The sequence below is a fragment of the Haladaptatus rarus genome (assembly GCF_054177585.1).
On sequence record NZ_JBPEHG010000003.1, the window covers coordinates 325,471 to 338,704 of the forward strand.

Here is a 13,234-nt window from a genome sequence, read left to right on the forward strand (position 1 = left end):
CATGAGTCAGGGACGAGAAGCGAAAGTATACGTCAACGGCAGTTTGGTCGGAACACATCCCGACCCCGAACAGCTCGCAAATCAGGTACGAGAGGCACGCCGACGCGGCGACGTCAGCGAGATGGTGAACGTCTCGGTCAAGGACCGAACCCGTGAGGTCATCATCAACGCAGACGCCGGACGCGCTCGCCGACCACTCCTCGTCATCGAGGACGGCGAACCACTCATCACGGAAGAAGAGATGGAAGCACTCAAGCAGGGCGACTTCTCGTTCGAGGAACTCGTCCAGCGCGGCAAGATCGAGTTCATCGACGCCGAGGAAGAAGAGGACATCTACGTCGCCGTCAACGAAGAAGACTTAAACGAAGACCACACCCACCTCGAAGTCGACCCACAGCTCATCTTCGGTATCGGTGCCGGGATGATCCCGTATCCGGAGCACAACGCCAGCCCGCGCATCACGATGGGTGCAGGGATGATGAAACAATCGCTCGGTATCCCGGCGGCGAACTACCGTATCCGCCCCGACACGCGCCAGCATCTCTTCCACTATCCGCAGTTGTCGATGGTGAAGACGCAGACGACCGAGCAGATCGGCTACGACGACCGCCCTGCGGCACAGAACTTCACCGTCGCCGTGATGAGCTACGAAGGGTTCAACATCGAGGACGCGCTCGTGCTCAACGGCGGTTCGGTCGACCGCGCGCTCGCTCGCTCGCACTTCTTCCGCACCTACGAGGGTGAGGAACGACGCTATCCCGGTGGGCAGGAAGACCGCTTTGAGATCCCGAGCGACGACGTTCGCGGTGCTCGCGGTGAGGATGCCTACACCCATCTGGACGAGGACGGACTGGTCAATCCCGAGACGCGCGTCGACGAGAACAGCGTCCTGCTCGGCAAGACGAGTCCCCCGCGATTCCTCGAAGAGCCGGACGACATGGGTGGCCTCTCACCCCAGAAACGCCGCGAGACGAGCGTGACGATGCGCTCTGGTGAATCCGGCGTCGTTGACACCGTCACCCTGATGGAGGGTGAAGACGGCTCGAAGCTCTCGAAGGTGTCGGTGCGTGACGAGCGAATCCCCGAACTCGGTGATAAGTTCGCATCGCGGCACGGGCAGAAAGGTGTCGTCGGCCACATCGCACCACAGGAGGACATGCCCTTCACGCAGGAGGGCGTCGTCCCCGACCTCATCGTCAACCCGCACGCGCTCCCGTCACGCATGACGGTCGGCCACGTGCTGGAGATGATCGGTGGCAAAGTCGGTGCGCTGGAAGGTCGGCGCGTCGACGGAACCGCGTTCACCGGCGAAGACCAGGAAGAACTCCGCTCGGCGCTTGAAGAGCGCGGCTACAAATCGTCCGGCAAGGAGATCATGTACTCCGGCGTGACCGGCGAGAAGATCGAGGCGGAGATCTTCGTCGGCACCATCCTGTACCACAAGCTCTACCACATGGTGTCGAACAAGCTCCACGCCCGCTCGCGCGGGCCGGTACAGGTGCTTACGCGCCAGCCGACCGAAGGTCGTGCCCGCGAGGGTGGCCTGCGTGTCGGCGAGATGGAGCGTGAGGTGCTCATCGGACACGGTGCGGCACTGGCGCTCAAAGAACGATTGCTCGACTCCTCTGACCGCGAATGGATCTACGTCTGTGGTCAGTGTGGGATGAGCGCAGTCGAGAACATCGACCAGAACCGGGTGTACTGTCCGAACTGCGAAGAGGAGACGGACATCCACGAGATCGAGATGAGCTACGCGTTCAAGCTCCTGCTTGACGAGATGAAGGCGCTCGGAATCGCCCCGCGACTCGAACTGGAGGACGCAGTCTAACATGGTAACCAATCAAACTCCCAAGGAGATCGGCTCTATCAGCTTCGGGCTGATGGATCCCGAGGAGTACCGCGAGATGTCGGCGACGAAGATCATCACAGCCGACACGTACGACGACGACGGTTTCCCCATCGATATGGGGCTGATGGATCCACGACTGGGTGTCATCGACCCCGGTCTGGAGTGTAAGACCTGCGGGCAACACTCCGGGTCGTGTAACGGCCACTTCGGCCACATCGAACTCGCCGCACCGGTCATCCACGTCGGCTTCACGAAGCTCATCCGCAGATTGCTTCGCGGCACCTGCCGGAACTGCTCGCGGCTCCTTCTCACGGAGGACGAGAAAGAGAAGTATCGCAACATGCTCGTCCGGACGAAGGAGCTCGGCAACGACATCAACGATGTGACGAAGGCCGCCATCCGGGAAGCACGCAAGAAAGATCGCTGTCCACACTGTGGTGAAGTCCAGTACGACATCAACCACGAGAAGCCGACCACCTACTACGAGGTTCAGCAGGTGCTCACGAGCGAGTACTCGGAGCGCATCGCCACCGCGATGCAGGGTCGCACCGAAGACGGCGAAGAAGACGAAGAACGTGAACCGATAGCGCCGCCGGATCTGGCCGAGGAGACCGGTATCGACCTCTCCCGCGTCAACCAGATCATGTCAGGCGAGTTCCGCCCGCGCGAGGAAGACCGCAAGGCCCTCGAAAAGGCACTCGACATCGACCTCACCACCGAGGACATGAACAAGCTGATGCCCTCGGACATCCGCGACTGGTTCGAGGACATCCCGGACGAGGACGTGCGAGCACTCGGTATCGATGCCGACCGCTCGCGTCCCGAGTGGATGATCTTGACCGTCCTTCCGGTACCGCCGGTGACGGCCCGTCCGTCCATCACGCTGGACAACGGCCAGCGGTCGGAGGACGACCTGACCCACAAACTGGTGGACATCATCCGCATCAACCAGCGGTTCATGGAGAACCGCGAGGCCGGTGCGCCACAGCTCATCATCGAGGACCTGTGGGAGCTGCTCCAGTACCACGTCACGACGTTCATGGACAACGAGATCTCGGGCACGCCACCCGCCCGTCACCGTTCCGGGCGTCCACTCAAGACGCTCAGTCAGCGGTTGAAGGGCAAGGAAGGGCGATTCCGAGGCTCGCTGTCCGGGAAACGTGTGAACTTCTCGGCGCGTACCGTCATCTCACCCGATCCGACGCTCTCGCTGAACGAGGTCGGTGTTCCCCGACGTGTCGCCCGCGAGATGACTCAGACGATGAACGTCACGCCGCGGAACATCGAGGAAGCCCAGCGGTACGTCCGTAATGGACCGGAAGGCCACCCCGGCGCGAACTACGTCAAGCGTCCGGACGGACGACGACTGAAGGTCACCGAGAAGAACTGCGAAGAACTCTCGGAGAAGGTCGAAGCCGGATGGGAGGTCAACCGCCACCTCATCGACGGTGACATCGTCATCTTCAACCGACAGCCGTCGCTCCACCGGATGTCCATCATGGCTCACGAAGTGGTCGTGATGCCGTACAAGACGTTCCGCCTGAACACGGTTGTCTGTCCGCCGTACAACGCCGACTTCGACGGGGACGAGATGAACATGCACGCCCTCCAGAACGAGGAGGCTCGCGCGGAGGCGCGCGTACTCATGCGTGTACAAGAACAGATCCTGTCCCCGCGCTTCGGTGAGAACATCATCGGCGCGATCCAGGACCACATCTCCGGAACGTACCTCCTGACCCACGAGAACCCGCACTTCAACGAGACGCAGGCGTTAGACCTACTCCGGGCGACTCGTATCGACGAACTGCCGGAACCAGATGGGGAGGACGATGGCAAACCGTACTGGACGGGTCGGACGCTGTTCTCGGAACTCCTGCCCGACGGACTGGAACTGGAGTTCACGAGTTCGGCTGGCGACACCGTCGTCATCGAGAACGGCCAACACGTCTCCGGCACCATCGACGAGGACGCAGTGGGTGCGTTCGGCGGGGAGATCGTCGACACCATCTGCAAGGTGTACGGCGAAACCCGCGCCCGCCACTTCATCAACGAAGTTGCGACGCTGGCGATGCGCGCCATCATGCACTTCGGATTCTCCATCGGGATCGACGACGAGACGATTCCGATGGCGGCCCAGGAGCAGATCGACGAAACCATCGAGAACGCCTACGACCGCGTCGAAGAACTCATCAAGACGTACGAGAACGGCGAACTCGAATCCCTGCCTGGCCGCACCGTGGACGAGACGCTGGAGATGAAGATCATGCAGACGCTCAGCAACGCCCGTGACTCCGCCGGTGACATCGCGGAAGACCACTTCGCTGGCGACAACCCGGCGGTCATCATGGCCGAGTCCGGTGCCCGTGGGTCGCTGCTCAACCTGACCCAGATGGCTGGCTGTGTCGGCCAGCAGGCAGTTCGGGGCGAGCGCATCAACCGAGGGTACGAAGACCGCACCCTCAGCCACTTCCAGGCGAACGACCTCTCCGCAGACGCCCACGGCTTCGTGGAACACTCCTACACTGGCGGTCTGACGCCGCTGGAGTTCTTCTTCCACGCGATGGGTGGCCGCGAAGGGCTGGTGGACACGGCAGTCCGTACCTCCAAATCCGGTTACCTCCAGCGTCGCCTCATCAACGCACTGTCCGAACTCGAAACGCAGTACGACGGCACGGTGCGCGACACCAGCGACACCATCGTCCAGTTCGAGTTCGGCGAGGACGGCACCTCGCCGGTTCGGGTATCCTCGGACGAGGAGAACCCGATCGACGTCGAGGGCATCGCAGACCGAATCATCGACGAGGAGTTCGACAGCGAGAAACGCAAACTGGAGTTCCTCGGCGAGCAGCGCCCGCCGACGAACCTCTCCGAACACGCCGACGCACGGCAGGTGGAATCCGATGACTGAGATAACCGACGAAATGGAAGCCGTCGTCGAGGACACTGAACTCCCTCGACGACTCAAAGACGAAGTGTACGAGACCATCGAATCGCGAGACGGTGTCACCGTCGAGCAGGCCGACGAGATCGCTCGTGCGGTCGAGACTCGCTACTTCAACACGCGAGTCGACCCGCTCGACCCCGTCGGGACGGTGAGCGCCCAGTCCATCGGTGAGCCGGGAACGCAGATGACGATGAACACGTTCCACTACGCAGGTGTGGCGGAGATCGACGTGACCCAGGGACTGCCACGACTCATCGAACTCGTGGACGCCCGCAAGACGCCGGACACGCCGATGATGACGGTTCATCTGGACGAGGAACACGCCGACGACCGGGAGAAGGCACACGAGGTCGTCTGGCAGATCGAGGCGACGAAGATCCTGGCGCTCGGTGACATCTCGACCAACGTCGCCGACATGATCGTCTCCATCAACCTGAACGAGGATACGCTCGAAGAGCGGATGATCACACCCGAGGAGGTCGCGAGCATCATCGAGGATAGCCTCGGCGTGCAGACGACACAGCAGGGGACGGTCATCGAGTTCGGCCCCGACCAGCCGAGCTACCGCAAGCTGTTGCAGCTGGTCGAGGAACTCCGCGAGATCGTCTTCAAAGGGATCGAGGACATCTCTCGCGTCGTCATCCGCAAAGAACAGATCGACGACGACGATGAGGAGTTCGTCCTCTACACCGAAGGGTCGGCGTTCGGCGACGTCATCGAGATCGACGGTGTGGACGCTTCGCGCACCACCTCGAACAACATCCACGAGATCTACCGCAACCTCGGTGTCGAGGCGGCCCGCGAGGCCATCATCGAAGAGACGATGGACACGCTGGAAGAGCAGGGTCTCGACGACGTGAACGTCCGCCACCTGATGCTCGTCTCGGACATCATGACTAACCGGGGCACGATCGAATCCATCGGTCGCCACGGTATCTCCGGCAGTAAGGAGTCCGTCCTCGCGCGGGCAGCGTTCGAGGTGACGGTGAACCACCTGCTGGACGCCGCCATCCACGGCGAGATCGACGACCTGAACGGTGTCATCGAGAACGTCATCGTCGGCAAGCCGATCAAACTCGGCACTGGCGACGTGAACCTCCGCATGGGTTCGGTCAGTCGCAGTGCTGAGCCTTCCGACTGATGACGGTCACGCTCTCCGATGCGGCGCGCCAGTACATCGCTCTCTTCGAGGACGAGACGGGCGCGACGGCCCGCGACTGTGTCGTGCTGGACGGTGACGATGGTGACGACGGCGACGAAAAACGCATCATCTTCGTCGTCAAACCGGGTGACATGGGTCGAGCCATCGGGCCGGGCGGGAAGAACGTCCAGAACGTCCAGGATCGACTCGACGCGAACGTGGAACTGGTCGAATACGCGGACACGGCGGCGGCGTTCGTCGCCAACGCGCTCGCCCCCGCAGAGGTGTACCACGTCACCATCAGCGAGAACGACGACACGGTGGCCTACGCCGAGGTCGCACAGGAAGACACTGGCGTCGCCATCGGAGCAGGCGGTCGCAACATCGAGACGGCGAAGATGCTCGTTGGGCGTCACTTCGACGTGGACGACATCCAGCTGACGTAGGCGGTACGCTTTTTTCGAGACCACCTTCGAGCCGGAGTGGCTCGACCGGGCGAAAACGGAGACGCAGTAACGATGGCCAACGAACCCGTTGGCGCGGCTTAGAATCGATGAAACGGTCTCAAATCGCTTTATCGGCCCCTTTCGAGCGACCTGCGGGCGTTTCGCCGGCTGCAAAAGGGGACGCTTAAGTAGCTCCGTCGGATAGTCCCGGACATATGGCGAACGGTAAGTACGCAGCTCGTAAGCTGAAGAAAGACCGCCAGAATCATCGGTGGTCTGACTCCGATTACGCCCGACGCGAGCGCGGTCTCGGGGAGAAATCCGATCCCCTCGAAGGCGCGCCGCAGGGCCGAGGTATCGTGCTGGAGAAAGTGGGCATCGAAGCGAAACAGCCCAACTCCGCGATTCGAAAGTGTGTTCGTGTCCAGCTGATCAAGAACGGCAAACAGGTCACGGCGTTCTGCCCGGGCGACGGTGCGATCTCGTTCATCGACGAACACGACGAGGTCACCATCGCGGGTATCGGCGGTGCGAAGGGTCGCGCGATGGGTGACCTTTCCGGCGTGAACTACAAGGTAGAGAAAGTCAACGGCGTGAGCCTGCAAGAACTGGTTCGCGGTAACGCAGAGAAACCGGTGCGATAACCATGTCGGCAGACGAAGAACAACCGGAACCCGACTCCCACGTCGGTACGGAAGACGAAGATAGCGCAGCCGCGAAGCTGTTCGGCACGTGGGACGTGACGAACGTCGAGTACAACGACCCGAGTACCGAGCGGTACATCTCGGTCACGCCCGTCGCACACACGATGGGTCGTCACGCTGGCAAGCAGTTCCAGAAGAGCGAGGTCAGCATCGTCGAGCGTCTCATCAACCGTCTCATGCAGACGGAAGAGAACACGGGCAAGAAACAGCAGACGATGAAGATCGTCCGCGCCGCGTTCGAGATCATTCACGAGCGCACCGAGGAGAACCCGATCCAGGTGCTCGTCCGCGCAGTCGAGAACGCTGCCCCGCGTGAGGAGACCGTTCGCCTGAAGTACGGTGGCATCTCCGTCCCGAAGGCAGTCGACGTCGCACCGCAGCGCCGCGTCGACCAGTCGCTCAAGTTCATCGCGGAGGGTGCCTACGGTGCCTCGTTCAAGACCGCGACCGACGCCGAGGAGGCGCTGGCACAGCAGCTCATCGGCGCGGCGGACTACGACGTCCAGACCTACGCGATCAACCAGAAAGAAGAGAAAGAGCGCGTCGCGGCTGCGGCACGCTAACGAGTCGGGTTCTCTCTGGATTTCTCGGTTTTCGAATTCGCGGAGAGCGATCGGTTTGAGAGCCATTTTTAGTAGGATTCGGGCAGTACATTTCAGTACAATCTAGTACATTTGATCGAGTGAGTCTTCTCGAACGGTTTCTGTTTTCTCTGATGCTTTTTTCGCGATGGGCTAGCTACCGCAGTGGCATTGGCCTCGAAAACTCCCGGTCGCTCGCCCCGCCAGGCCTCGCTGCGCTCCTTACCTCACTCCCGCTAGTCGCTCGGTTTGCGGTGGTTGGCTGGCGAGAGCTTCGCTCTCGCGTGACGTGCGAGCCTAGCCCGCGAGGGCTTTCTGGGACGACGCCACTGCGGTAGCTAGCTCGCCTCGAAGAGATCGCCAGAAATCATCCGAAGACTGCTAGTCCGCCGCTTGCTCCTCAGTTGAATTTGACCCGCTGAGGACGTATTCGCGCGAGGCGTCGACCAGTTCCTTCCGGTACTCGCTCTCGCCGGGGTCGTCGACGAGCGAGAGGAAACGGTATTTGAACCCCTGCACGTCCACGTCGGGTGCATCACGGGAGGCGGTTCGCGCGAGGTCGTAGAGGCGGTGGTCGCGCTCCACGAGGTCGTGGCGCTCGACCAGCGCGAGGGCGAAGGCGGCGTTGACGGCGGTCATCTCCGGGTCTGCGGTGGCGGTCATCCGCCGACCGCGGGAGTAGGCCGGTCGGTCTGCGATTGCGGCGGCGAGTTCGGATTCGAGGAAGGCGACGAGTTTGTCGGTCGGCCCGACGCGAAGGGTGATGTCGTCGGCGTAGATGTCCTTCATGTGGTTGGCGATCTGGTAGCAGTGCGTGAGCTTTCGGCGCTCGACCGACCGCCCGGAAAACGCAAGGAACAGCGCCTCGGCTGTCGACTGCGTGTGTGAGGGGTGGGCCTGCTCGTGGCGAGCCATATGCGAATACTCGTGGAGTGCGAGTTCGCGGGCCATCGCACTGGTTGCGGCCTGTTCGGAGATGTTGAGGACGTGGTAGTCGTCGGGGTGGGCTGTCCACGTGCGCTCGTCTGGGTCGGAGCGCACGCGTACGCGCACGGGACGATTTAAGTCGTGTTCGGTTTCGAAGAGGTCGGAGGCGCTGAGAAACGGTGTGGTCGGTGCAGCGCCTTGCACACGTATGTCCATGCGTGATGTTGACACGTGTTGAAGCAGTATTAGGTTGCCGGTCGAAACGATGGTCAGAGACTCGCCAGTTCGGAGACTCACTCGACGGTTCACGATTCTTGTGCTCAATGTGACCGTTTCGCAGGGAAACGGGCCGTTTATGGCCCGTTTGCAGGCCGACAAAACACTACGCTTTTCAACCTCGTACAGGTAGGGATACCCATATATGGGTAGACGAAAGAAGATCGTCGAACAGTGCGAGCGGCTCATGGACAAACCGGAGCAGATCCGGAACATCGCCATAGCCGCCCACGTCGACCACGGTAAAACGACACTGACGGACAACCTCCTCGCTGGTGCGGGTATGATCGCCGACCAAGGCGAAGCCACCCAGTTGATGATGGACACCGAGGAGGACGAACAGGAGCGCGGTATCACCATCGACGCGGCCAACGTCTCGATGACCCACGAACACGAAGGTGAAGGCCACCTTATCAACCTCATCGACACGCCGGGCCACGTGGACTTCGGTGGCGACGTGACTCGTGCGATGCGTGCCGTCGACGGTGCGCTCGTCGTCGTTGACGCCGTCGAAGGCGCAATGCCGCAGACGGAGACCGTCGTCCGACAGGCACTCCGTGAGGGCGTTAAGCCAGCTCTGTTCATCAACAAGGTGGATCGGCTCATCTCGGAACTCCAAGAGGGTCCCGAGGAGATGCAACGCCGCCTGCTCAACGTCATCGACGACGTGAACGAGCTGATTCGCGGCATGACCGACGACATGGACGACGTGGACGACTGGACCGTCTCCGTCGAAGACGGAACCGTCGGGTTCGGGTCGGCACTCTACAAGTGGGGTGTCTCCATGCCGTCGATGCAAGCGACGGGCATGGACTTCGGGGACATCATGGAACTCGAACGAAACGACAAGCGTCAAGAGCTTCACGAGAAGACGCCGCTGTCGGACGTTATTCTCGACATGGTCTGTGAACACTTTCCGGATCCCATCGAGGCTCAGCCCCGCCGTATCCCCCGCGTCTGGCGTGGTGACGACGAATCAGAACTTGCCGAACAGATGCGGCTCGTGGATCCGGACGGCGAAGTCGTCCTGATGGTCACCGATATCGGTATCGACCCGCACGCTGGCGAAATCGCCTCGGGACGTGTCTTCTCCGGTACGCTGGAGAAGGGTCAAGACCTCTACGTCTCCGGCACCGTCGGCACCAACCGAGTGCAGAGCGTCGGTATCTACATGGGTGGCGAACGCGAAGAAGTAGAGCGCGTCCCCGCCGGGAACATCGCGGCCGTCACCGGTCTGAAAGACGCCATCGCCGGTTCGACGGTGTCGAGCGTGGAGATGACGCCGTTCGAGTCCATCGAACACATCAGCGAACCCGTCATCACGAAATCCGTCGAGGCAAAGAACATGGACGACCTGCCGAAACTCATCGAGACGCTTCGACAGGTCTCCAAAGAAGATCCGACCATCCAAATCGATATCAACGAGGACACGGGGGAACACCTCATCAGCGGACAGGGTGAACTCCACCTCGAAGTCATCACTCAGCGTATCGAGCGTAACCAGGGTATCCCGGTGACGACTGGTGAGCCTATCGTCGTCTTCCGTGAGAAGGTTCAGGGGGCAACCACCGAAGTCGAAGGTATCTCCCCGAACCGCCACAACCGGTTCTACATCACGGTCGAACCGCTGTCGGACGAAATCGTCGAGAAGTTAAAACTCGGGGACATCTCGATAGACATGCCCGAACAGGATCGCCGTGAGGCGCTCCAAGAGACCGGCATGGACAAGGATACCAGCCAGAACGTGGAACACATCCACGGGACGAACATCCTCATCGACGACACGAAGGGTATCCAGCACCTGAACGAGACGATGGAACTCGTCATCGAAGGTCTCACAGAGGCACTTGACGACGGCCCGCTCGCTGGCGAACCCGTCGAGGGGACGCTCATCAGGCTCCACGACGCGCGCCTCCACGAGGACACCATCCACCGTGGTCCGGCGCAGGTCATCCCTGCGGTTCGACAGGCAGTCCACAACGCGCTCATCCACGGTCACGTGAAGCTCCTCGAACCGATTCAGAACGTCCGTATCGACGTGCCGAACGAACACATGGGCGCGGCGTCCGGCGAGATTCAGGGTCGCCGTGGCCGCGTCGACGACATGTATCAGGAGGGCGACCTCATGGTCGTCGAAGGTATCGCGCCAGTTGACGAGATGATCGGGTTCTCCTCGGACATCCGCAGTGCGACGGAAGGTCGTGCGTCGTGGAACACGGAGAACGCCGGATTCCGCGTCATGGCGGACAACCTCCAACCCGAGACCATCATGGAAATCCGAGAGCGCAAGGGTATGAAGCAGGAACTGCCGCCGGGCGTGGACTACTTCTAATCGACGCTGATCGCTTTTTGATGTTTTTGTCGAACTCTCGTGACTGACTCACGAGTCTCTCGTTCACCGAGCGCAGACGAAAAGTACCTGCTGTCGTGACTGTTCCTGCCGTCGCGACTGTGATGCAGTTATCGTTCTCCTCGAACGACGATCTTCGCGTCGCACACCGGGCACACCCGCTCTTGGCTGTCGAAAGCAGTCTGGCAGAACGCACAGACGTGGTTCGTTTCCGCACTGGCATCCCCTGCACCGACCGCATCTGTAAATTGCATCTGTTTCACCTGACTCTCGGGTTTCACTTCCAGTGGTATTACTACGCGCTCGTTAACGCCCCGTATAATGGCTGACTAACTCGCGTTGCACTCCGTTCAGTCGTCGTTGTAACGCGGTGCCGTCACGGGAACGGAGAATTTTGCGACCGTCTGAAGGTTTATTGTCGCCCGTACCCGAATCCTGCTATCATGACCGACCACGGCGACGACCGGGTGCAAGCGTACACGGTTCGGCTGGAGCTTGCGGACGAACCGGGTGAACTGCTCCGCGCCCTCGAACCTATCGCCGACTCCGGCGGGAACTTGCTCAGTGTCTTCCACGAGCGCGGGTCGCTCACGCCACGCGGCCACATCCCGGTCGAGGTGGACCTGGAGTGTCCACCAGACCGATTCGACGCTATCGTCTCCGCCCTCCGAGAGGGGAGCGTGAACGTCGTTCGCGCCGGGGCAGAGCGATACGACGAAGAGATAACCGTTATCCTCACCGGCCACATCATCGACACCGACGTGTCCGATACCCTCTCGCGGATCACGACCGAATCGAACACTTCAGTCGTGGACATCTCGCTTTCGGCTCCCGAAGGGACGAGCGACGTGTCCAGCGCACGACTCAGGCTCGCCACCGACTCGGCAGAGACCGGTGACGTCCTCGACACCGTCTCCGCTATCGCCGACGAGAAAGGGCTGACCGTCATCGAGCCACTGACCGACGGGGAGGGTGGCATATGAGACTCGCGGTGCTCGGTGCGGGGGCGGTCGGTCACTCCGTCGTCGAACTGGCGGGCGAGTATGGCCACACGGTGACGGCGTTCGCCGACTCGAAGAGCGCGGTGGTCGAGTCGGATGGAATCGACGTGGAAGCTGCGCTCGACCGGAAGGACGACGACGGTCGTGTCGGAACACAGGATCCACAGATCGCACTCGAAAGCGACTACGACGCGTTGGTCGAAGCGACGCCGACGACGCTCGGCGATGCACAACCGGGCTTCGGTCACGCGCGTGACGCACTCCGTGCCGACCGGCACGTCGTGCTGGCAAACAAAGGACCGGTCGCCGAACGCTACGACGAGTTGCGCGCGCTCGAACGGGAGAGCGCCGGTCGCGTGCAGTTCGAAGCGACCGTCGGCGGTGCGATCCCCGTCCTCTCGACCATCACGGATCTCGGCGCGAAGAACGTCACCGCAGTTCGCGGTATCCTGAACGGGACGGCGAATTTCGTCCTCTCGCGGATGGCTGCGGAAGGATTGAGTTACGAGCACGTCCTGGCAGAAGCCCAGGATCTCGGCGTCGCGGAGGCAGATCCATCGTTCGACGTCGATGGAACCGACGCCGCACTGAAGTGTGTCATCCTCGCCAACGTGCTTTTCGACGGTGATTACACGCTCGCCGACGCCGAGGTCGCTGGCATCCGTGACCTTCCTGGGAGTGCGCTCGAACTGGCCGCTGAAGACGGTCGAACCATCCGACTCGTGGGTGAGGTCGCGCCCGAGGGTGTCCGGGTCGGGCCGCGTCTCGTTCCCGAGCACGGGACGCTCGCGGTGTCCGGCACGCGGAACATCGTCCAGTTTGAGACGGAACACGCTGGTCGACTCAATATTAGCGGTCGCGGTGCGGGTGGCCCCGAAACCGCGACCGCTGTACTGTCGGACGTCACCCGGCTACAGCGAGAGCAATAGTCACTGTCAGGACACTCTCTATCGTGTCACATGTTGCCACTAACCGCCAGACGGCGGCGACATAGCCTGCATAGCGTATCGAAATG

The 13,234-nt window shown here is 61.6% G+C and carries 11 protein-coding genes; 9 read left to right on the forward strand and 2 right to left on the reverse strand.

Annotated elements, in window-relative coordinates:
- The first annotated feature begins 1 nt into the window (after position 1).
- The 6 genes from rpoB (at position 2) to ACR3FE_RS10650 (ending at position 7,647) form a co-directional block, all read left to right on the forward strand.
- Positions 2-1,828, forward strand: a complete 1,827-nt coding sequence (gene rpoB, locus ACR3FE_RS10625) for a DNA-directed RNA polymerase subunit B (protein ID WP_458207077.1) — start codon at positions 2-4, stop codon at positions 1,826-1,828.
- Position 1,829: 1 nt separating this feature from the next.
- Entirely contained in the window at positions 1,830-4,757 is a 2,928-nt protein-coding gene (locus ACR3FE_RS10630; protein ID WP_458207078.1) for a DNA-directed RNA polymerase subunit A', read from the forward strand.
- Complete coding sequence (gene rpoA2, locus ACR3FE_RS10635; RefSeq protein ID WP_458207079.1) at positions 4,750-5,934, forward strand: DNA-directed RNA polymerase subunit A''; 1,185 nt, start codon at positions 4,750-4,752, stop codon at positions 5,932-5,934. The genes ACR3FE_RS10630 and rpoA2 overlap by 8 nt, the downstream gene beginning before the upstream one ends.
- The gene (locus ACR3FE_RS10640) at positions 5,934-6,380 is read left to right on the forward strand and encodes a NusA-like transcription termination signal-binding factor (protein ID WP_458207080.1); all 447 of its coding nucleotides are present in this window, start codon (positions 5,934-5,936) and stop codon (positions 6,378-6,380) included. The genes rpoA2 and ACR3FE_RS10640 overlap by 1 nt, the downstream gene beginning before the upstream one ends.
- A 215-nt stretch (positions 6,381-6,595) precedes the next feature.
- Entirely contained in the window at positions 6,596-7,024 is a 429-nt protein-coding gene (locus ACR3FE_RS10645; protein WP_458185332.1) for a 30S ribosomal protein S12, read from the forward strand.
- Between the two features lie 2 nt (positions 7,025-7,026).
- A complete protein-coding gene (locus ACR3FE_RS10650) occupies positions 7,027-7,647 on the forward strand; it encodes a 30S ribosomal protein S7 (RefSeq protein ID WP_458207081.1) in 621 nt (206 codons plus the stop codon).
- 399 nt (positions 7,648-8,046) lie between these two features.
- On the opposite strand, the gene ACR3FE_RS10655 is transcribed toward ACR3FE_RS10650, so the two are convergent.
- Positions 8,047-8,808: a DUF5781 family protein gene (locus tag ACR3FE_RS10655; RefSeq protein ID WP_458207082.1), complete on the reverse strand. Its 762-nt coding sequence runs from the start codon at positions 8,806-8,808 to the stop codon at positions 8,047-8,049.
- 205 nt (positions 8,809-9,013) lie between these two features.
- Between ACR3FE_RS10655 and ACR3FE_RS10660 the strand changes: the two genes are divergently transcribed.
- The gene (locus tag ACR3FE_RS10660) at positions 9,014-11,200 is read left to right on the forward strand and encodes an elongation factor EF-2 (RefSeq protein WP_458207083.1); all 2,187 of its coding nucleotides are present in this window, start codon (positions 9,014-9,016) and stop codon (positions 11,198-11,200) included.
- Between the two features lie 128 nt (positions 11,201-11,328).
- Here the strand turns inward: ACR3FE_RS10660 and ACR3FE_RS10665 are convergent, their stop codons facing one another.
- A complete protein-coding gene (locus ACR3FE_RS10665) occupies positions 11,329-11,472 on the reverse strand; it encodes a hypothetical protein (RefSeq protein WP_458207084.1) in 144 nt (47 codons plus the stop codon).
- Positions 11,473-11,661: 189 nt separating this feature from the next.
- On the opposite strand from ACR3FE_RS10665, the gene ACR3FE_RS10670 reads away from it, so the two are divergent.
- Entirely contained in the window at positions 11,662-12,201 is a 540-nt protein-coding gene (locus tag ACR3FE_RS10670; RefSeq protein ID WP_458207085.1) for an amino acid-binding protein, read from the forward strand.
- Positions 12,198-13,148, forward strand: coding sequence for a homoserine dehydrogenase (locus ACR3FE_RS10675; protein ID WP_458207086.1), 951 nt, complete (start codon positions 12,198-12,200; stop codon positions 13,146-13,148). Before ACR3FE_RS10670 ends, ACR3FE_RS10675 begins: the two co-directional genes overlap by 4 nt.
- The last annotated feature ends 86 nt before the right edge of the window (positions 13,149-13,234 follow it).

What these genes read in the sequence shown, in the direction of transcription:
- rpoB (WP_458207077.1), top strand. Translation starts at nt 2, where the DNA reads ATGAGTCAGGGACGAGAAGCGAAAGTATACGTCAACGGCAGTTTGGTC.
- ACR3FE_RS10630 (WP_458207078.1), top strand. Translation starts at nt 1,830, where the DNA reads ATGGTAACCAATCAAACTCCCAAGGAGATCGGCTCTATCAGCTTCGGG.
- rpoA2 (WP_458207079.1), top strand. Translation starts at nt 4,750, where the DNA reads ATGACTGAGATAACCGACGAAATGGAAGCCGTCGTCGAGGACACTGAA.
- ACR3FE_RS10640 (WP_458207080.1), top strand. Translation starts at nt 5,934, where the DNA reads ATGACGGTCACGCTCTCCGATGCGGCGCGCCAGTACATCGCTCTCTTC.
- ACR3FE_RS10645 (WP_458185332.1), top strand. Translation starts at nt 6,596, where the DNA reads ATGGCGAACGGTAAGTACGCAGCTCGTAAGCTGAAGAAAGACCGCCAG.
- ACR3FE_RS10650 (WP_458207081.1), top strand. Translation starts at nt 7,027, where the DNA reads ATGTCGGCAGACGAAGAACAACCGGAACCCGACTCCCACGTCGGTACG.
- ACR3FE_RS10655 (WP_458207082.1), bottom strand. Translation starts at nt 8,808, where the DNA reads ATGGACATACGTGTGCAAGGCGCTGCACCGACCACACCGTTTCTCAGC.
- ACR3FE_RS10660 (WP_458207083.1), top strand. Translation starts at nt 9,014, where the DNA reads ATGGGTAGACGAAAGAAGATCGTCGAACAGTGCGAGCGGCTCATGGAC.
- ACR3FE_RS10665 (WP_458207084.1), bottom strand. Translation starts at nt 11,472, where the DNA reads ATGCAATTTACAGATGCGGTCGGTGCAGGGGATGCCAGTGCGGAAACG.
- ACR3FE_RS10670 (WP_458207085.1), top strand. Translation starts at nt 11,662, where the DNA reads ATGACCGACCACGGCGACGACCGGGTGCAAGCGTACACGGTTCGGCTG.
- ACR3FE_RS10675 (WP_458207086.1), top strand. Translation starts at nt 12,198, where the DNA reads ATGAGACTCGCGGTGCTCGGTGCGGGGGCGGTCGGTCACTCCGTCGTC.